A 26,141-nucleotide genomic window follows, 5' to 3' on the forward strand; every position below is an offset into this window, starting at 1 on the left:
CATACGCTCGACTATAATCCAGTGCGTTAAGACTGTCACACCCCCTGACTAGCTCTTCAGTCAATAAAGTCCAGGGTAAGCAACAGGCGTGTTTCACCCGCTGCGGGTGCCGGAGAACGATGTACCAGTGCGCCTTGTTCATTGCCAAGCCAGCCGGAGCCTTTTAACAGGGCAACATCGCCGGTATTGAGTTGCTGAATGTCCGACTGACAGGTGTAAATACCCGATTCGTGGTCTTTTTTGCCTTTGCTGCCCAACCCCAGTTTGCTGCGATCCACTTTGTCGTGGGGTAGCCACTGAGAGGCCACGCCACCGAGCGTACTCACCAGCCGACAAGGGATGTGATCAACATGGAATTTAGGACACATGGCTTTATTGAGTAGGGTGAGCCTGAGCCCTGCACGCTTGAGTTCAAACAACGTACAGAACATATCCACCAGCATTGCCAGGTGAGCGCACAGCGCTGGCTTATCGGCGAGCAAAGCTGATGCGCCGTGCAGCTCATCTATCGTTTGCTCGGGCGTCAGGGCAATCGACAGCTGCAACTCGCTGGCAGTATTCAATAGATCCGCCACTTCTGAATTAAGTGCTTGGCTCAGCGTACATTGCCAGACGCTCAGGTTGATTTCTTCGCGATAGATATCCGTCAGAATGTTCGGCTCAGAGGATATGGCTGCAAACCGATTGGCCGGGATTGCTGGATTGTCATTGGCGGCTAAAGCATTAGTCATGGTCTTCTCCTACATCTGCGCCTGATTGGTCGCTACTCACAACAAAAGTTACAGTATAACATATCTAAATAATATAAGCTGGACAAGGACTGCCTGATGGCAGTCCTTTAGGCGTTGGAGTTATGGTGCTACGTTGAGTCCGCGGCGCTTAAGCAGCGCTTCGGTAGTTGGCTCTGCGCCACGGAAGGCTTTGTAAGATTCCATCAGGTCGCGGGAGTTACCCACTTCAAGAATATTCTTACGATAGTGCGTACCAATCTTACGATTGAGCCCACCCTGTGACTGCACATAGGCAAAGGCATCAGCCGCCAGGATCTCACTCCACATGTAGGCATAGTAACCTGCGGAGTAGCCGCCCCCCATTGAGTGCGCAAAGTAGGCCGATTTATATCTGGGTGGTACATAATCGATGTTCACACCGTGCTTGCTCAGCGCAGCTTGTTCAAACTCCACCAGATCCTGCAAAGGCGCGTCCGCCGCCAGTGCGTGCCACTCCATATCCAGCAGCGCTGCCGCTACATATTCCAGTGTATCAAAGCCCATATTGAAACTGCGGCTGGCAATGACTTTGTTCAGCAGGGCCTGTGGGATCGCTTCTCCGGTTTGGTAATGTTTGGCATAGTTCTGGATAACTTCCGGATGAATTGCCCAGTCTTCTTCAAACGTTGACGGGAACTCCACAAAATCACGGGATACAGACGTCCCCGCTAAGCTCCGGTAAGTTACCTGAGACAGCATGCCGTGCAGGCCATGACCCAATTCGTGGAACATAGTCGTCGCTTCGGAGTAACTCAGTAATGTTGGCTGGCCTTCAGGGGCTTTTTCAATGTTCATCACATTGATAACAACCGGGCGTTGTTTGTCCAGACCGGATTGTTGTACAAACGAGCTCATCCAGGCGCCACCGCGCTTACCGTCACGCGCAAAGTAGTCGGCCATAAACAGTGCCAGGCTGGTGCCATCGGCATCAAAGACTTCATAGGCTTTCACATCCGGGTGGTAAACCGGGATGTCATTACGTGGCTTGAAGGTTACGCCATACAAGCGCTCCATGGTAAAAAACAGGCCATCTTCCAGTACGCGATTAAATTCAAAGTAGGCTTTAACCTGTGACTCATCCAGGTCGAACTTATCCTGGCGAACCTTGTCGGCATAGTACAACCAGTCCCAGGCCTGCAGTTCAAAGTCGCCGTCCGTGGCGCGAATTTTGTCTTTGATGGCCTGGGCTTCGGCTTCAACGTTTTTCAACAGCGCAGGCACCATGCTGGCAAACATGTCATACACTGCGGTGGGTGTTTTGGCCATTTGCTCATCCAGGCCATAATGCGCCCAGCTCTCATAGCCTAGTAGCGCCGCCTTTTTTGCTCTGAGCTGTGCCAGCTGGGCGACAATTTCACGATTGTTGTTGTCACCTTTTAAACCACGATAAGCAGATGCGCGCCATACTTGCTCACGTAACTGACGGTCTTCGAGCTTAGCCAGAATAGGCTGTCGCGTGGTATTGGTAATTTTGATCAGATACTGCCCCGGATGCCCGGCTTGTTCAGCCGCTTGTGCCAGCTGCGCGATATGTGCATCTGTCAGGCCTGCCAGTTTTGCTTTGTCTTCAACCAGTACCACATTGCTCTTAGACAGTGCCAGCAGATGCTGCGAGAACTGCGTGGTCAACGACGACAAAGCCGCATTGATCTCACGGATCTCTGTTTGTTGCGCGTCCGTCAGCTTGGCACCCGCTCTGACAAATTGCTTGTAATAGACTTCCGTCAGGCGTTTTTCTTCTGCGCTGAGATTAAGCGCATTACGCTGTCCGTAAACTTGGGCCACGCGCTCGTACAAAGCTTTATTCAGGTAGATGTTATCGTAGTGACCAGCCAGTTTGGGCGCCAGTTCAGACTGCAGTGCCCGGCGCTCTGGATTAGAGTCGGTGCCTGACAGGTTAAAGAATATCGCCTGGGTCCGCTTTAGTAATTCACCACTTCGCTCCAGCGCAACAATGGTATTACTAAAACTGGCAGGATCAGCTTGGCTGATAATCGCATTCACTTCAGTCATTTGCTCAGCCATGCCCTGTTCAAATGCCGGCGCGAAGTGTGCGTCGCTGATGGTATTAAAATCCGGTGATTGATATTGCAATGTGCTCGATACCAGTAGTGGGTTGCCTTCAGTTACCGTCGCAGAGGCTGCGCCTTTTTGCAAGCCTGAAGTACTCCCCCCACCCGTGCAGGCCGTTACAAGTAAGGCGGAACTCACCGCCAGTGCTAGCAACTTTTTCATCGTTGTTTCTCTCATCTGTAAAATAGAACAGATATGTTATAATATAACAAAACAATCAACAATCTTTGTTGCGCTAAACAGACCCATATGTGAGTTGGGTACGCAATGAAAAGCGCGAAATATCAATTGGGCCCGCGTCGTGGCCCAGCGCAGCAGCCTTAAGTTTTTGTTTATCTGTATAATTAATCAGGATACCAATGGCACGCTTAATAAAACACGCCACCTTAGTGAATGAAGGTAAGCTTTACATTTCAGATCTCAGAATTGAAAACCAGGTTATTGCTGAAATTGGCCCGGACTTATCCGCCAAACCCAGTGAAGAAGTTATTGATGCTCAGGGCATGTGGCTACTGCCCGGTATGATAGACGACCAGGTACATTTCAGAGAACCGGGCCTTACGCATAAAGGCTCCATTGCCAGCGAATCAGCGGCCGCCGTTGCCGGCGGGATCACCAGTTTTATGGAAATGCCCAATGTCTCCCCTTCCACAACGACCCGCCAGGCCCTCGCAGACAAACAAGCCATTGCACAGCGAGATTCAGTCGCAAACTATGCCTTTTACCTCGGTGCTACGCCCGATAACTTAGATGAAATCAAAGCCGTTGACCCACAATCCGTGTGCGGGGTTAAAGTGTTTATGGGTGCCTCAACCGGCGATTTACTGGTTGAGCACCCCGCAGCCCTGGATGCAATTTTCAGAGAGTGTCCCACACTGATTGCGACGCACTGTGAGCAAGGTTCAGTGATCCAGCAAAATAACGCACGCATTGAGCAACAATACGGCACACCGCAAATCATTCATCACCCGATGATCCGCGATGACGAAGCCTGCTATCAGTCGTCTTCTTATGCCGTGGCGCTTGCTAAAAAATACCGTACCCAGCTGCACGTACTGCATTTAACCACAGCAAAAGAGCTGAGCTTATTCAGTAGCGCCCCTTTGGCTGAAAAGCACATCACGGCCGAGGCCTGTGTTCATCATTTGTGGTTTAACGAACAAGATTATCCGGCCCTGGGCAACCTCATCAAATGTAACCCGGCCATTAAAGCCGAATCAGACCGGCTTGCGTTGCTAAAAGCCCTGCATGACGGCCGCATTGATATCATTGCCACCGATCACGCCCCGCATACCTGGCAAGAGAAAAACGTGCCCTATCCGCAAGCCCCGGCAGGCCTGCCACTGGTTGAACATGCCTTACTGACCCTGTTAGAGCAGGTTAAGCGCGGCGCAATGACGCTTGAACAGGTGGTCGAGAAAACCGCACACAATGTTGCAACCCGCTTTGCCATCAACAAGCGAGGTTTCCTCAGAGAAGGGTATTTTGCCGATCTGGTTTTAATTGATCCAACTCGCTCAACCCACGTACAACACGAACAAACCCGTTACCTGTGTAAGTGGAGCCCGTTTCATAACACCACTTTCTCTCATCAGATCCGTGCGACCTTCGTTAATGGTGACATGGTGTTTGATGGTGACAAGGTCAACACACATCACAATGCCGCGCAGGCATTACGTTTTAACCGTTAAGTGAGACTCATAACTTATGATGCAACTCCCCGATATTGCGAGCCATTTTGAGCCAGACAGCCAGAGCCCATTAAAGTGGGTTGGGATGGAAAAAATTGCCCTACCCATGCAGGTGCGCTGCGATCAGATTAGCGTCAACATCAACACGCTTATGGACGTTTTTGTCAGCCTGGATACAGGTGCAAAAGGTATCCATATGTCACGTCTTTACCTGCTTGCTAACGAAGCATTGGTGGGGACAGAACTCACTTTCGCACAGCTCGATAAGGTACTCAAAGAGATAGTCGCGTCTCAACAGGGTCTCAGTCAGTCTGCCAAGTTGGTGTTGAAGTTTGAGCTACCACTAAACAGACCCGCTCTGAAAAGCAGCTACAGCGGCTACAATGCCTATCCGATAGAATTACATTGTGAGCACCTTGAAGGCAAAACCCACTGCAAACTTATCAGCACCATTACCTACAGCAGTACCTGCCCTTGTTCAGCGGCTTTGTCTCGCCAGTTACTAAGCGAGACAGTGGCACAGCAATTTGCCGGTCATGACAATATAGATAAAGCTCAGCTGCTGGCATGGCTGAAAGGACCGCACGGCTCTGTCGCAACACCACACAGCCAGCGCTCTTATGCCTATATCGAAGCCGATCTGGCTGGCGGTCACTTGCCGGATCTGGCGCACTGGCTTGCACTGTTTGAAGAAACGATGGCAACACCAGTACAAACGGCGGTTAAGCGTGAAGATGAGCAGGCATTTGCCGCACTGAACGCGAAAAACCTGATGTTTTGTGAAGACGCGGCAAGGCGTATTAAAGCAACGCTGGAGTCCATTTCAGAGGTGACGGAATACCAGTTTAAAGTGGAGCATCAGGAAAGTCTGCATGCCCACAATGCGGTCGTTTACGACCGAAAATCTTAAGGAAAGCGACACACCCAGGCAGCGGGTTGCCTGGGTGTTTTTCCAATGCTACAGAGCGTGTTCACCTATCCCCTTCTGAACCCTGTATCGATACTCAGAATAGATATCCGCTCCCGTTTAGAGCTCAGCTCGCTTGAAAACATTAAAAATAGCACTTTGGGCTTATAAAATGCTGCATGCTGCCGTTATTATAGGAGTAATGTGATAAACAAGGAATGATATGAAAGTGACCAACTATGGCGCTCAGCCTGTGCTGTCGCCCACCCCAGTGCAGCCACAAGCCGATGCGTTAACGCCCTCTGACCCTTCATCTACGTCTGACTGGCATGCAAACATCACGGGGAATGCACACCCTTTAATGCAAAAGCCGCAGCAGGTCTTGTTAGATACAAGCTTGTTGCAGAAGGCACAACTCAACGAGCAGGGCGAAGTAATAGCATACAGTGAATTGAACTCGCCGGAGCAGGTAGAGCAATTTATGGCGGTGTTTAACCAATTGTCTACTCACCATCAGGAAAAGCTGCGTTTTATTGCAGTAGATGAGTCCTTTTTAACGATGACACAGTCGCTGGATACGGCGCATGTTGAAATGCTGGTAGACAGTGCTTTTGAACTCAGCGAACAACAAAGGGTTCAGTACCAAACCGATTATGGTGTGGTCTCAGACTATCTTCATGATTTATCGACTCTGTCGGAAGAAAAACGCATTACGATCCTTGAGATCAATGCCCAGTTAATTGACAAAGGTGCTCAGGAAACCTGGGCAAGATGGCAGGATGGGCGCTATTCACTAGCATCAAAGGCAGGTTATAGCGCAGATGAGCCACGGCGTCAGAAACCAGGGTCTTACAATGCACACGAAGGCTACCTGCATCACCAGCGCCTTGGTGGTCAGATGGTCACGCAACTGGGCAAAGCGGCGCAGACATTGTCGGCAGATGAACTTAAGCTATTGCAGGAGAGAATAGCCACCAGTGACTACGCCACAACGCGTGGTATGGTCGATATGGCGGCGCTGATCGAAGATAATCAGCGCGAGTCGCTGATGTCATTGTTAACACAACAAGCCGAAGATACCCAGGCGGTTTTTGCTTTGTTTGGTGAGCAGTCAGATCTATATCAGTTTACCGAGTTTTATTCACATGATGAGCGCAGCGACAATGAGCTCTATTACTTTTATACCGCCAAAGTTGACAGCGAAGTCAGTCGCACTAGCTTACTCAACAGCATGTTGTCGTTTTACAATCAACACGGTGCCAAACAGCTCAATCAGGCGGCTGACCTGTTGCGGCAACAGCCTGCACAGGAACGCACGGCGTTGTGGCTGGAGTGGGATAAGGAACGGAGCAATAATAAAGCAAGTATGCTGGATGACTTGGCAGACAAACTTGAGGAAGGGAAGACACGAACCGCTGAGCGACAAGCAGCCCAGTTGGAACAGATCCGGGATAATTTTGAACCGTATTTTAGCACCTTCAGCACCAACCAGTTCAGGGTGTTTCACCACAGTGAAATTGAAACACCAAAAAAGCACCAGCTAACATCACCAGAAGCATTGCAGGCACTGATTGAACGCCGTGGCTATCCTTCACGGTACCAGCAAGCGGTTGCAGAGCACACTTCCGACAATCTACCAGCAAAATGACAGGCTGACAGTCACCGATTGAAAAACGGGTAACTGTCAGGTCAGTCTGAGCTAGTACATTTAATTGTTAGAGGCGGGTAAATCTCATTTCCCAGTTGGTTTCCCAGCTTTCACCACCATCTTTGGAAAAAGCCTGTGCCCAGGTCGGTTGTTCCGGGTTAGTGGCATCCCAGATAAAGCGCACTTTAATGGCTTCGCCGTGATACTCCTCGTCGGCATAAAAGCGCCCTACGCCATCTTGAAACTCCCCCACCACAGGCGTATCCATCACCCCTGGGTTGCGCCCATCCAGCCACCAGATTGACCACTGACCGGTGCGCTCGTTATATGAACGAATGGCCTTTGCCCGCACCGAGCCCTCTGGAAAATGCAGGTGGTTGTCTTCCACGTTGCCAAATCCGCCCAGCGTGTTGAGCGTTGATGACTCCCCTTTGAACTCTATCCACTCATCGCCGCCATTGAGTATGTCCTTCAGACGGCGGTGCTGTACCGACCACTGGCCAATCATAAAATCGAAGTCGCCGGGTGCGCCGGGTGCGTTGGTTTGAAGCATCATCATCCCTTATTTCATTATCTTAATCACACACTACTCTAGCAGTGGTGCTGTATAAGTAAACAGTGTATTTATAACGAAATCTCGACATTTTCAGACATCACAGTGACTGATTTAGGCTCGGCGGCAAATGCCAGTAAACGGCCCATAAGCCAGCTGAATACTTCGCTCTGACCACTCAACTCGCATTCACCGTCACATATGCAATATAACACCTGCTGCACATCTGCGCAGACCAGAGCAGCGACCGCCTCAGGTGTTATAAGATGTATACGGCATACGGGTAACTGCGCCCTGACTTTACTGTCCGTGCTAACAGTGCCCTGCAACAAAGTCAGCGTATGTCTGCTGCTCGGTGTGCTGATCTCCAGTTGTAAATCTGCCACCTTACCGGGCTGCGCCTTTTGCCACCTTTGCAGGTAGGCTAAAAATTCAGCCCACCAGTTATCCAGTTTAGTAGCCTCAACCGAATGCTTTGATTCAGGTGTCGAGGGCCTGCTCAACACGGCATCCACCTCTTGTACGGCGTCTTGCAGCGCCACCAGTGTCGCATCCACATCAATTTTGGTGTGCGCGGCTGAGCAGATAAAGCGCAACCGCCCGCGGCCGGTTTCGACTATCGGATAAGTCACGGCTGAGGCCTGAATGCCCTTTTCAAACAAACGCTGCACGATTGCATACAGCCTGTCTTTGTCGCCAAAATGTGGGGTCACAATGGGCCCATCCCCGCTGCCTAAATCAAACCCGGCAGCACTGAATTGGGCCCGCATATAGCGGGCGGTGTCCCACAACCGTTCACGCAGTGAGTCATCCTCACGGAGCCGCTGCAGTGCCGCAAGCGCCGCGGCAATGTCTGCCGGACTTACTGAAGCCTGAAAGATATAAGCCCTGGACGAGGCCTTTAACAGCTCAACATACTCCGCACTGGTCGCAATCACACCACCCAGACTGCCGAGCGATTTGCTCAGTGTGGTCATGATAAAGTCAACCTCCTCGCTTACTCCCTGCTCAGCGCAGATCCCGGCGCCACGCTCACCATAAAACCCAAAGGAATGCGCTTCATCAACCAGTACCAGTGCCTGATAACGTTTAGCCGTGCGAACGATCTCGGCCACAGGCGCGGCGCCCTCCCCCATGCTGTACACACCTTCGATAACCACCAATACGGTGCGATAGGGAGAGGTCTCAGTCTCGAGCACTGAGGCCAGATCGTTAACGTCATTGTGTTTAAAGGTGCGTACTTTAGCACCGCATAACCGTGCGCCATCAACGATGGAGGCATGGCATAGCTGATCGATGACCACCACATCGTTTTCACCCAATAATCCCGCTACCGCACCGACGTTGGCGGTATAGCCCGTTGGAAACAAACAGGCGGCGGGCTTGCCCACCAGGCTAGCAAACTCTTGCTCAAACGCCACATGCAGATCCGTTAACCCAGACGCCGCCGCAGAGGTACCCATGCCAGTGCCAAACTCAGTCACGGCCTGATGTGCAGCGTCAATGACCGCAGCATCCCGATTTAGCCCCAGGTATAAATTGGTGGTCCAGATAATCGCCTCACGCGCATCGCTATGCCGGGCATCAGCGACCGTACCGCGCGTACCACTTCCAGTGCGCAGCACCTTACTATACGGATTAGCGCGACGCTCACTCACCATCTGAGTGGCGGCCTGAACTAGCATGCTTTTGTCCGCGGCCGACCAGGACGGTGCCTTGGCCAAAGCAAAAGGGGGATGACTGGCGCGCAATTGAAATTGCAGCTCTTTGAGCGTATCGCGAAGCGGGCTCTGCTGGGCCGTTAATGATCTACCAGCGCTTAAACTCAGCAGATGCTGAGCCAGGTGCTGAGGCGTATTAAACTCATAAATTGCCTGCACGGAGCAAGTCACATTCAGTACATTGCTCAGACGATTACTCAACTCCAGCGTCGTTAATGAGTCCAGCCCTGCCTGCTCAAAGGTTTGCGACAACACAGCATCACCGGTGTGGCCGAGCAAAGTGCTCAGCTCATCACAGATCATCTCTATTGCTGCCTGTTCAGAATCGCCAGTGTTGCATGACTCCCGCGGTTCTCGAACCTCCGATATATCGGGTAAACGGCTGCGATCCAGCTTGCCGTTGGGCAGATAAGGTAATGCATCAACAAAGCTGACATTATTTGGAACCATATGATTTGGCAGATGACGGGCCACAAAGGATAAAATCACATCCGGGCTGAGTACTTCCCCTTGCTGACAGACAACACAAGCTTGTAATCTGGCCTGCCGGCTTTCTCCCTCCAACACGGTCACAGCGGCCGCTGCGATCCCCGGCATAGTACATAGCACCGTTTCAATTTCCTCCAGCTCAATGCGAAAACCACGGATTTTAACCTGCTGATCCACGCGAGATAAAAAGCGCAATTCACCATGTTTGGTCCACTGACACACATCACCGGTTTTATATAAGCGCGACTCTTCAATGCCACTGTCTGGTGCTGGGATAACAAAGCGCGCATCTGTGCGCGGTTTATCAAACAGGTAACCCGCCGCCAGCTTGTCTCCTGCAAGGTAAAGCTCGCCCGCCTCGCCCCCGGCAACCGGCTGCAGGTCTTTATCCAGCACGTAAGCGCGGGTATTTGCCACAGGCTTACCAATGGTGATTTCAGCCATGTCTGGATGCAGTTGTGCAGCGGTCGAAAATACCGTGTCTTCGGTTGGACCATAGACATTGATCACCCGCAGGCCAGGCTGCTGACGATACACTTGTTTAACCAATGCAGGACTGAGTACCTCGCCACCAAAAATCACACAACGCAACGTTTTGGGCAGGGTATAGCCACTGAGTATGGCCCGGATGGCTGAAGGCACAGCAATACAGGTTCTGACCTTATCTATGCGCTGTAAATCAGGTAATACCAGAATGTTTTTTGCCAGCACCACCGTACCACCGAGCAACAGTGTGCCGATGATTTCCATCACGGATGGGTCAAAACACACCGAGGTGGCGGCCAGCACACCGCTCAGCTCTTCCTCACAAAGTAACTCGCCCATGGCCGTGCACATCGCCAGAACATTGCTTTGTGTGACCGCCACCCCTTTTGGCTCACCTGTCGACCCCGAGGTGTAAATCACATAAGCCAGTGCTTGTGGATCACATTCAGGCGCTGACAGAGGCAATGGCTCATCGTTTATGTCGGCCAGCAAAATTTGCGTGCTGACTCTTTGACATAACTCGGCCGACGCACTGCCATCGACAATCACCGCCGCAGCTTTGCTGTGCGCCAGCATATAGTCAATCCGGGCACGCGGATAAGCCGGATCCAGCGGCATGTAAGCGCAACCCGCTCTGAGCACTCCGAGCAAAGTGGCCACCAGCTCCCAGCTGCGCTCCATACACACACCTACTAATGCACCGGGCACAATGCCGCTGTTTGCCAGTTTAGCGGCAATTGCCTCTGCACGATGCAATAATCGCTGATAACTTATTTCCTGAGTGTCATCGATGAGGGCAGTTTTGTTAGGGTGGGTTTGTACCCGGGCGGTAAATGAAGCGAAGACTGAATCGTGCTCAGGCTGCACATCATTCGTTGTGCTTATACCTTGCGAATGCATTTGCGTAGGTGAGGCGAACGAGTCCGGTGCGTGGCTCATAATTATTTCCTTTGTTGTTATTATCAGGCTGGTCGATATTTAATCGGACACTGAATGAGTCAGGTCAGCTTAGCGACCTAATAGGTGTTTGATATGACGGCAGGCCGCGCGAACCGCCCTTATTTATACATATAAAATCAACACTCACATTAACATTGATTAACACCAAGACGCTAGCAACCACAGCGGACTTTTGTCTGGTTGTTTTTTACGCCCAGCGGAGTAAGGTGGATAATTAATAAAAAGTACACGTGGAATGAGGATATGAGTATTGTTTTAACAACCCAGTGTCGTGATGATGTGGGATTGATCGCCAAGGTTACCGGACTATGTTACGAGCACAACCTGAACATTGTGCGCAACAATGAATTTGTGGACAAAGCAGGTGAGCGCTTTTTTATGCGCACTGAGCTGACCGGTGAAGTCGGTGAGCAGTTTTTACCGCAACTACGCAGTGCTCTGCCAGACGGTGCACAAGTGCATTTACATGGCAATGAAAAAACCAAAGTGGTGCTGCTTGCCACCAAAGAAGCCCACTGCCTGGGTGGTATGCTGCTAAAACAATACGAAAATGCCTTTAACGTTGAAATTCAGGCGGTGGTGGCCAACTACGATACGCTAAAACCGCTGGTAGAAGGCTTTGGCGTGCCGTTTCATCTGGTATCACACCAGAGGCTGACACGTGAACAGCATGACGATGCCATGGCTCAGGTCATTGAGCAATACCAGCCCGACTTTATCGGCCTGGCCAAATATATGCGGGTGCTCAGCCCACAGTTTGTTGCCCGTTTTAGCAATCAGATCATTAATATTCACCACTCGTTTTTGCCCGCCTTTATTGGGGCAAAACCCTACCACCAGGCGTTTGAGCGCGGGGTAAAAATCATTGGTGCTACGGCACACTTCGTCAACGACGAATTAGACGAAGGTCCGATCATCATGCAGGACGTCACTCAGGTGAGTCATGCCGATAGCGCCGAGGCCATGGCGAAAATGGGCCGGGATATTGAAAAAGTGGTGTTCTGCAAAGCCATTCAACTGGCCGCGGAACATAAGCTGTTTATTAATGGCAATAAAACCGTGGTTTTTGCCTAGCGTAATAACAAAAACGCCAGCATCTTTGTGCTGGCGCTCTTCTTATCACAACATGGCTATTAGCTCTGGCTGTCGAGGGGTTCCAGTTGTAGCTTAGCGGCAATCAATACCGCCTGAGTGCGGTTGTAGACCCCCAGTTTTCGGAATATCGCCGTAATGTGTGCCTTGACCGTGGCCTCTGAAATATTCAGTTCGTAAGCAATTTGCTTGTTGAGTAACCCTTCGTGCAGATATTGCAATACCTTGTATTGCTGTGGCGTTAATGATGCGATTTGCTGCGCCAGCTGCTTATCTTCTCCGTCGAGTTCAGCAATCTGATCTTTAAGGCTGGCTGGCAACCAGACATCTCCCTCAAGCACCTGATTGAGTGCCTCGACAATCTCCTTTGATGAAGACGCCTTAGGAATAAAGCCCATGGCCCCATAGCCCATCACTTTAGAAATGACATTCAGGTCTTCACTGCCCGAGACCACTACTATGGGTAAACTCGGATAATCTTCACGAATGCGGATCAGGCCGTATAAATCGCCATTCCCCGGCATATGTAAATCCAACAACAGCAGATCCAGCTCGTCCTGTTCGGATAATTGTTGCAAGGTTTGCTCAAAGTTTTCAGATTCAAAGATCTCCAACCCGTCAAACTGGTTTTGCAGTGCCCCTTTTAATGCTTCGCGAAACAAAGGGTGATCGTCCGCAATTAAAAACTGGTTCATGCTTGGCTCCTAAAAAATCGGCTGTCATGTCGACAGCCGATATAGTAGGTCAATATTTTGTCATAATTCAAGCGATTAACGCTCAATTAACGGTTTAGTCTGTTTTCGATCAATTCATCGACCACACTTGGGTCCGCTAAAGTCGAGGTATCACCCAGTTGCTGATACTCATTGGCGGCAATTTTACGCAAAATACGGCGCATGATTTTACCGGAACGCGTTTTCGGCAGACCTGGTGACCACTGGATCATATCCGGTGAAGCAATTGGGCTGAGCTCTTTACGTACCCAGTTACGCACTTCTTTTGTCAACTCGTCTGTGACTGCAACGCCTTCGTTCGGTGTCACATACACATAAATGCCCTGCCCTTTAATATCGTGCGGATAACCCACTACGGCGGCCTCTGCAACGGCTTCATGTGCTACCAGTGCGCTTTCAATCTCAGCGGTGCCTAAACGGTGCCCCGAGACATTCAGCACATCATCCACACGACCCGTGATCCAGTAATAACCATCTTCATCACGACGACACCCGTCACCGGTAAAGTACACGCCCGGATAGGCTGAGAAGTATGTCTGTTCAAAGCGCTCGTGATCACCATAAACCGTACGTGCCTGAGATGGCCAGCTATCGAGGATCACCAGATTACCTTCAGCTGCACCCTCGAGCGTATTGCCCTCTGCGTCGAACAAGGCCGGTGCAACACCAAAGAAAGGACGGGTCGCCGAGCCCGGTTTCATATCCGTCGCCCCCGGCAATGGCGTGATCATGATGCCGCCGGTTTCAGTCTGCCACCAGGTATCTACGATGGGGCACTGGCTGTTACCAATTTTCTCGTAATACCAGCTCCAGGCTTCCGGGTTGATTGGCTCACCGACCGAGCCCATGATCCGCAAGCTGGTGCGCTTCGAGCTGGCTACTGGCTCATCGCCTTTGGCCATCAGGGCACGGATAGCTGTCGGGGCAGTATATAAAATAGTGACATTGTGTTTATCCACCACTTCACCGATGCGACCGGAGCTTGGGTAAGTCGGGATCCCTTCAAAAATCACCTGAGTACAACCATTCACCAGCGGGCCATAGGCCATGTAGCTGTGACCGGTGATCCAACCCACATCAGCGGTACACCAGTAAACATCATCGGCTTTGACATCAAAGACATACTCGTGCGTCATGGAGGAATACACCAGATAACCGCCAGTGGTATGTACGACCCCTTTTGGTTGGCCGGTTGAGCCAGACGTGTAAAGGATAAACAAAGGATCTTCGGCGTTCATCCGCTCTGGTTCACACTCACTGGCGACATCCGCCACCAGCTCATGCCACCAGACATCGTGTGCCTGCCATTCAACTTCACCACCGGTGAGCTGATGCACAATCACATGCTCAATGCTGACGCCATCCTGACTGACCGCCTCATCGACATTAGCTTTGAGAGGCACACAGTTACCGCCGCGACGGCCTTCATCAGAGGTGATCACCACTTTGGCGCCTGAGTCTTTGATCCGATCCGCAATGGCTGACGGTGAAAAGCCACCAAACACAACTGAGTGCACGGCACCGATACGGGCGCACGCCTGCATGGCGTAAATCGCCTGAGGGGTCATTGGCATATAGATGGCAACACGGTCACCTTTTTTAACGCCCAATTTTTTCAGGCCATTGGCTAGTTTAGCCACTTCATCGTGAAGCTTCTGAAAGCTGATATGCTCGCTTTGTGTTGGGTCGTCACCTTCCCAGATCAGCGCGACTTTGTCTGCGTTATCGTTGAGGTGGCGGTCAATACAGTTATAAGAGGCGTTAAGTACACCGTCTTCATACCATTTAATACTGATATGGCCTTTGTCAAACGAGGTGTTTTTTACTTTGCTGTAGGGGGTAAACCAGTCAAGGCGCTTACCGTGCTCTGCCCAGAATGCCTGAGGATCGTCAATGGATTGTTGGTATAGTTTTGTATATTGATCGTTATCTACCAGCGCTGCGCTCCTGATGGCTTCAGGAACCGGATAAATGCTCTGTGACATAGTCATCTCCATGTTGATTTTTGGCCAGACGGCGATGCACCAAGGATCGCCCACTCTTTTTATATTAAGTATTAGACCTTAGTTGTACTTGCACCTGTATTGCAAACATAGTAGACGAGCCGGGCACTGCTGCGGGTCTGCGACGTGCAATCTGCGGTACTTTTTTGTGCTATTCCACCTTAGTCGTATAGACCAAAGGTTAATTGAGTAAAAAGCCGCCATCAACAACATTGAGGAGTAAGAGGCACTTTCGCTGATCTCACCCGGAGTTTGTCTGCGCAACCCGGAGCAATGCAAACAGGAATTCAACTATGACAACAGCAAGAAAAAATCATTTAACGCTCAGCGCCCTGGCCGTGCAAAGTGCACTACTCAGCGGCCTGCTTATATCCAGTGTTAACGCCGCTGAGCTGGGCAATACCGAGGTAAAATATGGTGGATACATTAAATTAGACGCTATCTGGAGTGACTTTTCTGATGGCAGCCTGCCCTCTCAGCACATTGGCCGGGATTTCTATGTGCCAGGCACCACTCCGGTAAGTGGTGGCGAGCCCAAAGATGCCGTTTTTGATATGCACGCGCGTCAGTCTCGCTTCAACCTTGCCACAGATACTAAGCTGGATGATGGCAGCAGCATTAAAACCAAAATTGAACTGGACTTTATCGCTTCAGCAGGGGGTAACGAGCGGGTGACCAACTCTTATTCACCCAGGATCCGCCAGGCCTATGTCACCTATAAAGGCTGGTTGTTTGGTCAGGCCTGGTCTAACTTCCAGAATGTTAGTGCACTGCCGGAAACCCTCGACTTTGTTGGTCCGGCAGATGGTACTGTGTTCGTGCGCCAGGCCATGGCCAAGTACACCATAGGCAACTGGTCTTTTTCTGTGGAGAACCCGGAAAGCACCGTGACCTCGGAAGGTGGCGCGCGCGTTGTCACCGATGATGCCACTATGCCCGACTTTACCGCCCGTTATACCTATAAAGCGGACTGGGGTCACCTGGTGGTTGCGGCGTTAGGCCGCGAGCTAACCTATAAAGTTGCAACGGCAGATGAGAGCGAAACCTCATTTGGGCTAAGTGCGTCTGGTCGGGTGAATTTTGGTGATAACAACCTGAAGTTTATGCTGACCCAGGGTCAGGGACTGGGTCGCTATGTCGGCCTCAATGCGGCCCATGGCGCAGTCTATGACGGCAAAGACCTGCATGCGATTGATTCGACCTCGGGCTTTGTTGCTTACCAGCACTACTGGAACTCACAATGGCGCTCAACCTTCCTGTATTCATTCTTCTCGGCTGATAACGACAAAAACTTGCTCGGCGTCACGGTCGACCCTACCGAGTCAACGACCAGCTATAGTGCCAATATTCTCTACTCTCCGGTGAAAAAGCTCACCTTTGGTGCGGAATATAAGATTGCAAAGCGCGAAACAGAAAGCGGTGCGCAAGGCGATCTGGACCGGCTCCAGTTCTCCGTGAAATATGTTTTTTAAGCTCCTAAGCAAAAAGCCCGCATCTGCGGGCTTTTTGTCTCAACCGTATCCGGCACACTTATAACGTGGCTTTACGCTCGTTGTAATACTCAATCAGCTTATCGACCGCTTCCTGACAGTATTCACGCACGCCCGCAACCACCATATGCTTCTCGCCCTGGCCAACGCGCTCATCACCATGGAAAAGATTAAACCGTAGTACGATTTTGCCACGCTTGCCCTCAAAGGAAAACTCAGGCTCAGCCGGCTTAAGTGTGACCGACTCTATGTCTAACCTGTCCAGGTGGATAGACATAGACTCGTAGATCACCATAGGACGCGCCGGGTTAATCATCACATCTTGCTTAGCCATCAGCGGAATGATCACATGTGGAAACGTAGTGCCAGAGAATTCGACATAGTTGCGGATCAGGCTGTTGGTCAGGCTGTCACACTGCTTGCGCTCACCACTGCGTTTTACCGACAGCATCACTTTGTCATCGGAGGTGATATCAAAGGCATCGCTCATAGGTGGAAAATGCAGGCGGCTGCTTTCATCGACCATGCCCACAAAGTCAAAGTGCATATTCTCACTCACACCATAGCGTTCCAGAACCAATGAGAACAGCAAGTCGCCCGGTACACAGAATTTCTTGGCATCCACGTCGTGCAAAGGGTTAAAGTCATCCGCCACCTGTTTAGCGAACTGGCTGGCCTGCTCGCGGCTAATTGCCACGTTATCCATTTCTTGCTGGTAATAAGGAGTTAGCATAATTCACTTCTGTATTGCTTTAAAACCGCGCTATGTTAGCAGAATTATGACCAACAGAGGTCATATCTGTTTAAGTTTCCTTAAAATGACGTGTTAATCTGTTAAAAGTTTAGCAATTGCAGCAACTTAACAGACTCAAAATAAAGCCATTAGCGGCTCATAGCCCCACGTAAACAAAAGTATTGCACTGAGCACAACAAAAATACCATAGGCGATCAGCCCGCTACGCATAGTAGGCGCAGATGATACAGGCTCTGCTGTGTTGCCCGTCAGCAATGGCTTAACCAGGTTTTTGCCTCTCAGACGATAAATAACAATGGCACTAATATGCACAGCAATCGCAATCAGCAGAATATCGATATTGGTATGGTGTATATCACCTGCAAGCTCGGCCCAGCTGTAAGGCACATGCGCCACCAGCGGCCCTTCAACCAGAATATCGTCGGTGGTAAATAAACCGGAGACAAGTTGCACGATGATCAGCACAAAGAAAGCCAGCACCATCAGGCTACCTGCCGGGTTATGACCCACATAGGTCGCTGTCGATTTAAATGAAGCGAGAATCGCTTTGGGTGAGTGGAATAAGCTACTGAGCTTTGCCGTCTGACTGCCGATGATGCCCCAGATAAGACGCGTCGCCATCAGCGCCAGTAACAGATAGCCAGTTACAAAGTGCACTTCCAGCCAGCCTTCTTCGCCGCTGAAGTACAACACCGCGATACCGATAACCAGTAACCAGTGAAAGCCCCGTATGAATCCGTCCCAAACTTTTGTTGCCATACTATTTACCCCGAGTGATTTTGCTTTAGACCAGCGCAGGGTATCACAGGCGGGTGAAATACGTGAAGACAGGGCGGTGATTTGCGCTCACCGCCCCAAACAGTGAGATTAGCCTTACAAACACGCAGCCAAAATAGCGCGTGATTTCGCCAGGTCAACCTGCTGATGTTCACCCAGTGCAACCATGCCGTGACGTTCAAGCTGTGCCACGATTTTATCGGCTGCCTCAGCGCCTACACCATAGTCACTGAGGCGGGTTTTCATGCCCAGAGACTGGAAGAAGGCTTCGGTTTTCTCAATGGCGAGATCAATGGCTTGATCTTCATCGCTGATATCCAGCCCCATGACGCGCTCGGCGTATTGCAGCAGTTTGCCACGCTTGGCATCACGCTGCTCGTGCATCATACGTGGTAATACAACCGCCAGCGTCTGCGCGTGATCTAAGCCGTAAACCGCAGTCAGCTCATGGCCAATCATATGCGTACCCCAGTCCTGCGGCACGCCAGAGCCGATCAGGCCATTAAGCGCCATAGTTGCTGACCACATTACATTGGCACGGACTTTATAATCCACTTGCTCAGAGAACAACTTAGGCCCTTCTTCCATCAAGGTCAGCAACAGGCCTTCGGCAAACCGGTCTTGTACTTTTGCCTCAATGGGATAAGTCAGGTATTGCTCCATTACGTGGACAAACGGGTCAACCACGCCATTGATAAGCTGGCGCTCAGGCAGTGAGGCCATGACCTGAGGATCCAATACCGCAAACTGAGGTTGCACCTTAGGCGACGCAAATGGCAGTTTGTCATTAGTTTCTTTGTTCGAGACCACACTGAAGCTGTTCGACTCCGAGCCAGTTGCAGGCAGGGTTAATACCACACCTAAGTCCAGAGCAGATTTAATTTCAGCGCCTTTGGCAAGAATATCCCACGGCTCACCATCAAACTCAGCTGCCGCCGCGATAAACTTACTGCCATCAATGACCGAGCCGCCACCCACAGCCAGTAAGTAGGTGTAGCCTTCCTGGCGGATCAAGTCTACTGCCTGCATGCAGGTCTGATAGCTGGGATTTGGCTCAATACCACTGAACTCGCCCCAGCTGTGGTTGGCCAGTGCCTCACTCACCTGCTGGTAAATCCCGTTACTTTTAATACTGCCGCCGCCATAGATGACTAACACTTTGGCATCCGCTGGAATACTGTCGGACATTGCCCCTATCTGACCTTCTCCGAATAATATCTGCGTTGGATTGTGAAAACTGAAATTCAACATGCTCTGTTCCTGTTAATTTGTGACTCGATATAAAACGACCTTCAGTCTAGCCTGCCTGCGGGTGAGGATCATTAGTTGGCTGGCAAATTAATTTTGCCATACAGCAACAATGCAAATATTATATTGCCATTACTTGCACTGGAGAGATAAAAATGTGGCAGGGTCTGGATATCTTTCTCGCCGTTGTAGAACATGGCAGCTTTAGTAAAGCCGCGCTGGCGCTGGATGTATCAACTTCTCATGTCAGTCGTCAGATCCAGCAGCTGGAACAACGACTGGGCACCTTATTACTGCAACGCACAACACGTAGTATTAACCTTACCGATGCGGGCAAGCACTATGCCGCCAAACTCAAGCTGATCCAGCAGGAGCTTAGCGAGGCCAACGATCAGCTGCTCGGTGGCCAGCAGATCCCCAAAGGGCACATACGTATTACCGGTGCCGGGGATTTTGTAGCCAACAGCGTCGCCCCGGTGATAGCAGAGTTTTGTCTTCAATACCCGGAAGTCACCGTAGAAATTGATTTTAATAACCGCAATGTCGATTTGGTAGAGGATGGCTTTGATCTGGCCATTCGCTTTGGCCGAATGCGCGACTCCAGTCTGATAGCCCGAAAACTCACTTCCAGACCCATGACTTTGGTTGCCAGCTCTGACTATCTTAATCAACACCCGGCACCCACACACCCCCACGAGCTGAGTCAGCACAACTGCCTGCTGGCTGCCAATAACCGCTGGCGCTTTGCCATCGATGACAACATTGAAGAAGTTAAAGTCAGCGGGAACTGGCGGACCAATCACCCGCACGCGCTGTTACAGGCCTGCCTGCAAGGTCTTGGCATTTCACACCTGGCGCGTGACATTGTTGAACCGCACCTTGCTTCGGGCGCGCTGTTCACCCTGCTGGACGAGTTTCAGGTCACGGATAATGCCTCCTGGCTGGTTTACCCGCGTAAAGATCTGATGCCGTACCGTGTGCGCTTACTCATTGATTTTCTGTTAGATCGTTTTAATACGCCGACCGACTAGCAAGTGCCTGACTGAATAAAACTTGATCTCTTAACTTGGTTACACTAAATTATATCGCACACGATATAATCACGAGAGATTTAAAATGACCAAACTATACGAGTTCAGCGCCAATACACTGCAAGGACAGCCCTTTGAGTTTAGCAGCCTGCAGGGCAAGGTGGTGCTGGTGGTGAATACCGCCAGTCAGTGCGGGCTGACGCCGCAGTACGAAGGGCTTCAGGCGCTGCATGAGCAGTATGGGTCACAGGGCCTGACCATCATTGGTTTTCCCTGTAACCAGTTTGGCCAGCAGGAGCCGGGCAGTGCCAGCGAGATCCAACAGGGCTGCCTGATCAACTACGGAGTTGATTTTCAGATGATGGAGAAAATTGAGGTCAATGGCGACAATGCCCACCCGCTGTATGCCTATCTCAAAGACGCCCTGCCCGGCTTATTTGGCAACAAAATTAAGTGGAACTTTACTAAGTTCCTGCTGGGTAAAGACGGTCAGCCACTGGCGCGCTATGCACCAACCACAAAACCTGAGAAAATAAGCAAAGATATTGAAAAAGCATTAAGTGCGTAAGATGAAAGAGCAGCCCACGCAATTGCGCCTGGACAACCAGTTATGTTTTAGCCTGTATGCCGCGTCACGTCAGGTCACCCGGCTCTATCAGCCGCTGTTGAAGGCCCATGGCCTGACCTATCCGCAGTACATTGTCCTGATGATCTTGTGGCAACAGGACGGGTTATTAGTAGGAGAGATAGGCAAGCGAGCACAGCTGAACAGCAACACGCTCACGCCACTGCTCAAACGACTGGCACAACAGGATTTAGTGACACGGGTGCGCTCCGAGCGTGATGAACGTCAGTGTCATATTTATCTCACTGATGCAGGTAAAGCACTGGAGGCCGCCTGTAGCTGTATTCCCCAGCAAATGCTGGCACAAACCAATATGCCAGTGGCAGATCTGCAACAGCTTAAGGCACTGCTGGATACCTTTTTAAGTAGCCAGCTCAGTGATAATTAGGCAATAAAAAAGGCTGAACCTGAGTTCAGCCTTTTTTGATGTGTTTCATTCAACCCCGATGTTGCGAGGTTAATCATACCCAGGCGTGCATTACCCGATGCTGGGATACTCGCGGTATGCTTTTTCCAGCTTCTTCGCTTGCTTTTTAGACACACCGAGGTGGTTCAGTGCCACACGTAAACGTGCACGCGACAAGTCTGAGCCCAGGATCTCCATCGCATCAACCACTGAGGTCGATGAGGTTTTGCCAGTAATAGCCACGAAGATTGGCTCCAGGAAGTCTTTGATCTTCAGTTCGTGGAAAGTCGCAACTGACTTAGCCACCGCGAAGACCTCACTCTTGTTCCACTGACGCAGCTTATCCAGCTCCCAGATGAAGAATTGCAGCGCCTGACGCACCGTTTCTTCTTCCGCTTTACCAGCTGTCAGTAGCGCAGGATCATACTCTGGAATACCACCCACAAAGTGACCAGCCAGACCGACCAGATCAGACAAGGTATTAATACGCGTTTTTGCTTCCGGTAGTACACGCGCCAGCATCTGGCCATTGAGTTTCCAGTCAACGAAACGCTCAATCAGCTGCTCATCGCTTAAGTCTTCACGGATCCACAGGCCATTCAGCCAGCTTAGCTTATCGATATCAAATACCGGTCCACCCAGTGACACGCGCTTCATATCGAAGTGTTCAATCATCTCAGCCAGGGTGAACTTTTCACGCTCGTCCGGCATTGACCAGCCCATACGGCCCAGGTAGTTCAGTACCGCTTCAGGCAGATAACCCATTTCTTTGTAGTAGTTAATAGAAGTTGGGTTCTTACGCTTAGACAGCTTAGACTTATCCGGGTTACGCAGCAGTGGCAAATGGCCCAGTACCGGTGCCTGCCAGCCAAAGTCTTCGTACAGCTTCAGCAGCTTAGGCGCTGAGTTGATCCACTCTTCACCACGGAAGATATGGCTGATCTGCATGTGGTGATCGTCAACTACGTTGGCCAGGAAGTAAGTTGGGAAGCCATCTGCTTTGAGCAGCACTTGCATATCGACATTTTCCCACGGGATCTCAATCTCACCGCGCAGGTAGTCGTTAAACTTAAAGCTGCCTTCTTCGGGGATCATCATACGGATCACGTAAGGCTTACCTGCATCCAGGTTTGCCTGAATTTCTTCCTGGCTCAGCTTCAGGCCGCGACCATCGTACTTAGGGCGTAACCCTTCGGCCATTTGCTGCTCGCGCATTTCGTCCAGCTCTTGCGCCGTTGCGAAGCAATAGAACGCCTTGCCTTCTTCAACCAGTTGGTGAGCATATTTTTTATATATATCGCTACGCTCAGACTGACGGTAAGGGCCGAATTCGCCGCCCACATCCGGTCCGTGATCCCACTCAAGACCCAACCAGCGCAAGCTGTCCATAATCGCCTGCTCTGATTCCGGGGTACTTCTTTGCTGATCGGTATCTTCGATACGCAGCACGAATTCACCGCCTTGCTGCTTGGCAAAACAGTAGTTGAATAACGCAATATAGGCCGTGCCTAAGTGGGGATCGCCCGTCGGTGACGGGGCAACACGCGTACGGATAGTCATGTTTTTTCTCTTAAATTGTGTCTAATGAGGTCATGGGGCTAATGCTAGCATAGCCCCTTGTGCGGGCAAACTATTGCAACACAGTTTACCGGATGTGGTGATTAAGCTGCCTGTTCAAGCTTTTGCAAATACGCCACAATGTCGTTCGATTCATACAACCAGGTCACCTTGTTTTGTTCTTCAATGCGAAGGCAAGGCACCTTAATTTTACCGCCCTGCTCTTGCAGCTCCTGGCGATATACCTGATTATTCATCGCATCACGGGTTTCCAGTTTCAACCCCTCGCGCTTAGCCGCGCGGCGTACCTTGACGCAAAACGGGCAGCCCTTGAACTGATACAACTTCAAATTAGCGGTTTGCGCATCCAACTTTGCCTGCGCGTCTGCCGGGCGTTTTTTACTGCGCGGGGTAAAGATAAAATCAAACACTAAGATCAGGCTGCCAAGCAGCATACGGATTAATTTCATTGTCATACTCCAGGTTTCTTGTGGCGCGTAGAATACCACAATCTGGCCGAAAAATTGGCCCCCGGTGACTTAAAAAAGTTCGATATCTGAGGTCATGATCTGAGGCGCAGCAAGTCCCAGCGTACAATAGAAAACAACCCGATTGCGACCATGTTGTTTGGCATGATACAGCGCGGTATCCGCCTGGTTGACTAATTCCGACACTTGCATAACATCCGTGACCTCGGTATAGCCACCACTGAGCGTAATGTTACCCACCTGAGGAAATGCCACCTGACTTATTACCTTGCGGACCCGGTCCAACAGTGATTGCGCTTCCTCGTCGCTATGCGCTTGAAACAAAACCGCAAACTCCTCACCACCATAACGAAAAACATAGTCTTCGGCGCGAAAGTTGTCTTTCAGGTGCTGGGCTGTCAATAAAATCACTTCGTCTCCGATGACATGACCAAAGGAGTCATTCACCCGCTTAAAGTGGTCGATATCGAACAGCGCCAGATACCAGCCGCGCAGATCCGGTTCTTCCCGCGGTTGCAAAAAGCCCTGGCCGGAGGCAATTTCAAGCACCTTTTCATCAAAGGTTTGCCGGTTCAGCAGCTGCGATAAAGGATCGATACGGGCCAGTGCCAGGGTATGTAACTGATAGAAAAAAACATGCATCAGATGAGCGGCCAGATTACAGTTAGCCGGGGTTAATGCCTCGTAGATCCACAGTAACCCAATGACCTGTTCGTCAAGTCGCAGCGGCATACAGGTATAGGATTTGCTGATCAACGCAGGCTTGCCTCTGCACTGATGGGCTTTTTCCAGCATCTCATCTAATGGTAAAGCCTGGTCCACATGTTGCTGATAGACCAGCTTAAGCGCCTCTTTACGTGATAAACTGGGGCGAATAAAAAAGCTGAGTGCCACCTCTGGCAGCAGCGATGTCAGGATATGACAAAACTGCTGATATAAGGCGCGCTCTTCTTTGAGCTGCACTAAGCTGATGGTGTATTCGTGTCCGCAGGTGGATTTAGTCACATGGTTGCCCGGTGATCAGATTCACTCTAAAGATTAGCGTTTATTTACCAGCTTTCAATAATTGCCCACACAGACACTTGCTAAGCTGCAAACACACGCAGCGGGCAACGCGTCAAACAGAGCCTGCATAGACATCCAGCAACACCAAGTCGTCACGATGTACCACAACGTTTGAGGCCGGATAACCCAGCACCAGCGGGATTTCACTGCTGTGCAGCCGCTTGATCTGATCCATTTCCCGATGATCAAAAGCGACCAGCCCCTTAGCAACCAGCTGGTCGTCCAGGTCGCGGATTTCAATGACATCGCCTCGTGCAAACTCTCCTCCCATCGCAACAATGCCTTTGGCCAGCAGGCTTGCGCCCTGATGACTGATGGCTGCAACAGCGCCGATGTCACATTGCACAAAGCCTGCCGATTTAGGACCCGACAACAACCATTTTTTACGCCCATCAAGCGGTGCATCAAAACGCACAAAGGTGGTACTTTGCGCCGTGCCCGCCATCACTTGCTCTATTACCTGTGGCTCGGCGCCTTTAGCAATGATGGTCTCAATCCCCGCACGCTGTGCCGTACGCGCGGCCTCAAGTTTAGTATACATGCCACCTGTGCCCAGCTTACTGCCTGCTCCCCCCGCCAACGCCATCAGTGACTGATCAATTTGCTCTACTTCTGAGATAAGCGTCGCGGTCGGGTTGCTGCGCGGATCGGCAGTAAATAAACCAGGCTGATCGGTCAACAACAGCAGCTTATCGGCATTGGCCAGAATAGCCACCAGCGATGACAGGTTGTCGTTGTCGCCGACTTTGATTTCCGAAGTGGCAACCGCATCGTTTTCGTTAACGATGGGGATCACCTGATGTTTTAACAGCTGAGTAATAGTATCGCGCGCATTGAGATAGCGTCCTCTGTCTTCGACATCGGCACGGGTTAACAGCAGCTGTGCCACCGGCTGGTCGTAAAGTGCAAACAGCGATTGCCACAGATGGATCAATTGCCCCTGACCTATGGCTGCAAGCATCTGCTTCTCTGCAATGGAAACACCCACGCTGTGCTCAACGGCATCTCTGCCTGCCGCAACTGCGCCACTGGAGACCAGCACCGGCTGGTAGCCTTGCTGCTTGAGTGTCATACACTGGGTCACAATGTCGATCATACGCGGCTTGTTTAGCTTATCCGTACCTGCGGTTAAGACGCTGGTGCCGAGCTTGATCACGATTACCTTAGTTTTTTTCATTCCTCATTCCCTCACTGTACAAATGACAGGCATTGGGCTTTGTTATATCACGAAGGTGCAAGCAAAAAAATGGCAGGCTAAAAAAGGGGCTGGATCAAAGAAACACCGACAATGGCTTGCGTTGTGGAGATAACTCGTTTAAAAAGCCTGTGACGAAACGCACTGTACAGGCAAAAACCATGAGCAAACCCAATAAAGAACTGAAAATGCTACCTTTACTCTTTGTCAGTATCGCCTTATGCATTGGTGGACACTTTATTTTGCAGCCCAATTATCAGGACAGCCACATTGCAGAATATGCCTTAGCGGCGCTCCCTTTCCTGATGTTTGCCATCGTCATTATCGCCATCCGGATCGCAATTAAGGCCGACAAAGAAGAATAACCTTCTTTGCAGC

At 50.8% G+C, this 26,141-nt stretch carries 22 protein-coding genes; 9 read left to right on the forward strand and 13 right to left on the reverse strand.

The annotated features are described in order from the left end of the window. Window positions 1–56: 56 nt before the first annotated feature. Both L1285_RS04540 and L1285_RS04545 read right to left on the reverse strand, forming a co-directional pair. Window positions 57–731, reverse strand: a complete 675-nt coding sequence (locus L1285_RS04540; RefSeq protein ID WP_235411143.1) for a DUF1826 domain-containing protein — start codon at window positions 729–731, stop codon at window positions 57–59. Between the two features lie 120 nt (window positions 732–851). Continuing rightward, a complete protein-coding gene (locus L1285_RS04545; protein ID WP_235411144.1) occupies window positions 852–3,005 on the reverse strand; it encodes a M3 family metallopeptidase in 2,154 nt (717 codons plus the stop codon). 197 nt (window positions 3,006–3,202) lie between these two features. Here L1285_RS04545 and L1285_RS04550 point away from each other — a divergent pair, with 197 nt between their 5' ends. The 3 genes from L1285_RS04550 to L1285_RS04560 all read left to right on the forward strand — a co-directional run bounded on the left by L1285_RS04550 (window position 3,203) and on the right by L1285_RS04560 (window position 7,089). Next, window positions 3,203–4,534 carry a dihydroorotase gene (locus L1285_RS04550; RefSeq protein WP_235411145.1) on the forward strand — a complete coding sequence of 444 codons (1,332 nt, stop codon included), beginning with the start codon at window positions 3,203–3,205 and terminating at the stop codon, window positions 4,532–4,534. A gap of 16 nt (window positions 4,535–4,550) precedes the next feature. Beyond that, window positions 4,551–5,444, forward strand: coding sequence for a GTP cyclohydrolase FolE2 (gene folE2 / locus L1285_RS04555; RefSeq protein ID WP_235411146.1), 894 nt, complete (start codon window positions 4,551–4,553; stop codon window positions 5,442–5,444). Window positions 5,445–5,664: 220 nt separating this feature from the next. Then, entirely contained in the window at window positions 5,665–7,089 is a 1,425-nt protein-coding gene (locus L1285_RS04560; RefSeq protein WP_235411147.1) for a hypothetical protein, read from the forward strand. A 67-nt stretch (window positions 7,090–7,156) separates the two neighbouring features. On the opposite strand, the gene L1285_RS04565 is transcribed toward L1285_RS04560, so the two are convergent. Both L1285_RS04565 and L1285_RS04570 read right to left on the reverse strand, forming a co-directional pair. Continuing rightward, entirely contained in the window at window positions 7,157–7,648 is a 492-nt protein-coding gene (locus L1285_RS04565) for a DUF1579 domain-containing protein (protein WP_235411148.1), read from the reverse strand. A gap of 65 nt (window positions 7,649–7,713) precedes the next feature. Further along, a complete protein-coding gene (locus tag L1285_RS04570; RefSeq protein WP_235411149.1) occupies window positions 7,714–11,277 on the reverse strand; it encodes an amino acid adenylation domain-containing protein in 3,564 nt (1,187 codons plus the stop codon). Between the two features lie 264 nt (window positions 11,278–11,541). Between L1285_RS04570 and purU the strand changes: the two genes are divergently transcribed. Continuing rightward, complete coding sequence (gene purU / locus L1285_RS04575; protein ID WP_235411150.1) at window positions 11,542–12,372, forward strand: formyltetrahydrofolate deformylase; 831 nt, start codon at window positions 11,542–11,544, stop codon at window positions 12,370–12,372. 59 nt (window positions 12,373–12,431) lie between these two features. Here the strand turns inward: purU and L1285_RS04580 are convergent, their stop codons facing one another. Both L1285_RS04580 and acs read right to left on the reverse strand, forming a co-directional pair. Next, window positions 12,432–13,085 carry a response regulator transcription factor gene (locus L1285_RS04580; protein ID WP_054014446.1) on the reverse strand — a complete coding sequence of 218 codons (654 nt, stop codon included), beginning with the start codon at window positions 13,083–13,085 and terminating at the stop codon, window positions 12,432–12,434. An 86-nt stretch (window positions 13,086–13,171) separates the two neighbouring features. Further along, the gene (gene acs / locus L1285_RS04585; protein WP_235411151.1) at window positions 13,172–15,109 is read right to left on the reverse strand and encodes an acetate--CoA ligase; all 1,938 of its coding nucleotides are present in this window, start codon (window positions 15,107–15,109) and stop codon (window positions 13,172–13,174) included. A 311-nt stretch (window positions 15,110–15,420) separates the two neighbouring features. Here acs and L1285_RS04590 point away from each other — a divergent pair, with 311 nt between their 5' ends. Continuing rightward, window positions 15,421–16,599, forward strand: a complete 1,179-nt coding sequence (locus L1285_RS04590; protein ID WP_235411152.1) for a DcaP family trimeric outer membrane transporter — start codon at window positions 15,421–15,423, stop codon at window positions 16,597–16,599. A 58-nt stretch (window positions 16,600–16,657) separates the two neighbouring features. On the opposite strand, the gene L1285_RS04595 is transcribed toward L1285_RS04590, so the two are convergent. The 3 genes from L1285_RS04595 to L1285_RS04605 all read right to left on the reverse strand — a co-directional run bounded on the left by L1285_RS04595 (window position 16,658) and on the right by L1285_RS04605 (window position 19,399). Continuing rightward, window positions 16,658–17,350 (reverse strand): DUF3581 family protein, encoded by a 693-nt coding sequence (locus L1285_RS04595; RefSeq protein WP_235411153.1) that lies wholly within the window; start codon window positions 17,348–17,350, stop codon window positions 16,658–16,660. A 135-nt stretch (window positions 17,351–17,485) separates the two neighbouring features. Beyond that, complete coding sequence (locus L1285_RS04600; protein WP_235411154.1) at window positions 17,486–18,130, reverse strand: cytochrome b/b6 domain-containing protein; 645 nt, start codon at window positions 18,128–18,130, stop codon at window positions 17,486–17,488. A 114-nt stretch (window positions 18,131–18,244) separates the two neighbouring features. Continuing rightward, window positions 18,245–19,399 carry an iron-containing alcohol dehydrogenase gene (locus tag L1285_RS04605; protein WP_235411155.1) on the reverse strand — a complete coding sequence of 385 codons (1,155 nt, stop codon included), beginning with the start codon at window positions 19,397–19,399 and terminating at the stop codon, window positions 18,245–18,247. A 152-nt stretch (window positions 19,400–19,551) separates the two neighbouring features. Here L1285_RS04605 and L1285_RS04610 point away from each other — a divergent pair, with 152 nt between their 5' ends. From L1285_RS04610 to L1285_RS04620, 3 genes are all read left to right on the forward strand, one after another. Next, a complete protein-coding gene (locus L1285_RS04610) occupies window positions 19,552–20,427 on the forward strand; it encodes a LysR family transcriptional regulator (RefSeq protein WP_235411156.1) in 876 nt (291 codons plus the stop codon). A gap of 85 nt (window positions 20,428–20,512) precedes the next feature. Beyond that, window positions 20,513–20,995, forward strand: a complete 483-nt coding sequence (locus tag L1285_RS04615) for a glutathione peroxidase (RefSeq protein ID WP_125716695.1) — start codon at window positions 20,513–20,515, stop codon at window positions 20,993–20,995. 1 nt (window position 20,996) lies between these two features. Further along, a complete protein-coding gene (locus L1285_RS04620) occupies window positions 20,997–21,440 on the forward strand; it encodes a MarR family winged helix-turn-helix transcriptional regulator (protein ID WP_046005043.1) in 444 nt (147 codons plus the stop codon). 90 nt (window positions 21,441–21,530) lie between these two features. Here the strand turns inward: L1285_RS04620 and gltX are convergent, their stop codons facing one another. From gltX to proB, 4 genes are all read right to left on the reverse strand, one after another. Next, window positions 21,531–23,018 carry a glutamate--tRNA ligase gene (gene gltX / locus L1285_RS04625; protein ID WP_235411157.1) on the reverse strand — a complete coding sequence of 496 codons (1,488 nt, stop codon included), beginning with the start codon at window positions 23,016–23,018 and terminating at the stop codon, window positions 21,531–21,533. Window positions 23,019–23,119: 101 nt separating this feature from the next. Beyond that, the gene (locus L1285_RS04630; protein WP_235411158.1) at window positions 23,120–23,485 is read right to left on the reverse strand and encodes a glutaredoxin family protein; all 366 of its coding nucleotides are present in this window, start codon (window positions 23,483–23,485) and stop codon (window positions 23,120–23,122) included. Between the two features lie 69 nt (window positions 23,486–23,554). Further along, a complete protein-coding gene (locus L1285_RS23825) occupies window positions 23,555–24,508 on the reverse strand; it encodes a GGDEF domain-containing protein (protein ID WP_235411159.1) in 954 nt (317 codons plus the stop codon). 112 nt (window positions 24,509–24,620) lie between these two features. Continuing rightward, window positions 24,621–25,745: a glutamate 5-kinase gene (gene proB, locus L1285_RS04640; protein ID WP_235411160.1), complete on the reverse strand. Its 1,125-nt coding sequence runs from the start codon at window positions 25,743–25,745 to the stop codon at window positions 24,621–24,623. 179 nt (window positions 25,746–25,924) lie between these two features. Between proB and L1285_RS04645 the strand changes: the two genes are divergently transcribed. Further along, entirely contained in the window at window positions 25,925–26,128 is a 204-nt protein-coding gene (locus L1285_RS04645; RefSeq protein ID WP_010383207.1) for a hypothetical protein, read from the forward strand. Window positions 26,129–26,141 lie beyond the last annotated feature (13 nt).

Origin of the sequence: Pseudoalteromonas sp. DL2-H2.2 (assembly GCF_021532535.1) — a bacterium.
GTDB classification, from domain to species: Bacteria; Pseudomonadota; Gammaproteobacteria; order Enterobacterales; family Alteromonadaceae; genus Pseudoalteromonas; species Pseudoalteromonas rubra_A.

Bases quoted from the DNA above. Each gene is read 5' to 3' on its own strand.
- L1285_RS04540 (WP_235411143.1), bottom strand. From the start codon at position 731: ATGACTAATGCTTTAGCCGCCAATGACAATCCAGCAATCCCGGCCAAT.
- L1285_RS04545 (WP_235411144.1), bottom strand. From the start codon at position 3,005: ATGAAAAAGTTGCTAGCACTGGCGGTGAGTTCCGCCTTACTTGTAACG.
- L1285_RS04550 (WP_235411145.1), top strand. From the start codon at position 3,203: ATGGCACGCTTAATAAAACACGCCACCTTAGTGAATGAAGGTAAGCTT.
- folE2 (WP_235411146.1), top strand. From the start codon at position 4,551: ATGATGCAACTCCCCGATATTGCGAGCCATTTTGAGCCAGACAGCCAG.
- L1285_RS04560 (WP_235411147.1), top strand. From the start codon at position 5,665: ATGAAAGTGACCAACTATGGCGCTCAGCCTGTGCTGTCGCCCACCCCA.
- L1285_RS04565 (WP_235411148.1), bottom strand. From the start codon at position 7,648: ATGATGATGCTTCAAACCAACGCACCCGGCGCACCCGGCGACTTCGAT.
- L1285_RS04570 (WP_235411149.1), bottom strand. From the start codon at position 11,277: ATGAGCCACGCACCGGACTCGTTCGCCTCACCTACGCAAATGCATTCG.
- purU (WP_235411150.1), top strand. From the start codon at position 11,542: ATGAGTATTGTTTTAACAACCCAGTGTCGTGATGATGTGGGATTGATC.
- L1285_RS04580 (WP_054014446.1), bottom strand. From the start codon at position 13,085: ATGAACCAGTTTTTAATTGCGGACGATCACCCTTTGTTTCGCGAAGCA.
- acs (WP_235411151.1), bottom strand. From the start codon at position 15,109: ATGTCACAGAGCATTTATCCGGTTCCTGAAGCCATCAGGAGCGCAGCG.
- L1285_RS04590 (WP_235411152.1), top strand. From the start codon at position 15,421: ATGACAACAGCAAGAAAAAATCATTTAACGCTCAGCGCCCTGGCCGTG.
- L1285_RS04595 (WP_235411153.1), bottom strand. From the start codon at position 17,350: ATGCTAACTCCTTATTACCAGCAAGAAATGGATAACGTGGCAATTAGC.
- L1285_RS04600 (WP_235411154.1), bottom strand. From the start codon at position 18,130: ATGGCAACAAAAGTTTGGGACGGATTCATACGGGGCTTTCACTGGTTA.
- L1285_RS04605 (WP_235411155.1), bottom strand. From the start codon at position 19,399: ATGTTGAATTTCAGTTTTCACAATCCAACGCAGATATTATTCGGAGAA.
- L1285_RS04610 (WP_235411156.1), top strand. From the start codon at position 19,552: ATGTGGCAGGGTCTGGATATCTTTCTCGCCGTTGTAGAACATGGCAGC.
- L1285_RS04615 (WP_125716695.1), top strand. From the start codon at position 20,513: ATGACCAAACTATACGAGTTCAGCGCCAATACACTGCAAGGACAGCCC.
- L1285_RS04620 (WP_046005043.1), top strand. From the start codon at position 20,997: ATGAAAGAGCAGCCCACGCAATTGCGCCTGGACAACCAGTTATGTTTT.
- gltX (WP_235411157.1), bottom strand. From the start codon at position 23,018: ATGACTATCCGTACGCGTGTTGCCCCGTCACCGACGGGCGATCCCCAC.
- L1285_RS04630 (WP_235411158.1), bottom strand. From the start codon at position 23,485: ATGAAATTAATCCGTATGCTGCTTGGCAGCCTGATCTTAGTGTTTGAT.
- proB (WP_235411160.1), bottom strand. From the start codon at position 25,745: ATGAAAAAAACTAAGGTAATCGTGATCAAGCTCGGCACCAGCGTCTTA.
- L1285_RS04645 (WP_010383207.1), top strand. From the start codon at position 25,925: ATGAGCAAACCCAATAAAGAACTGAAAATGCTACCTTTACTCTTTGTC.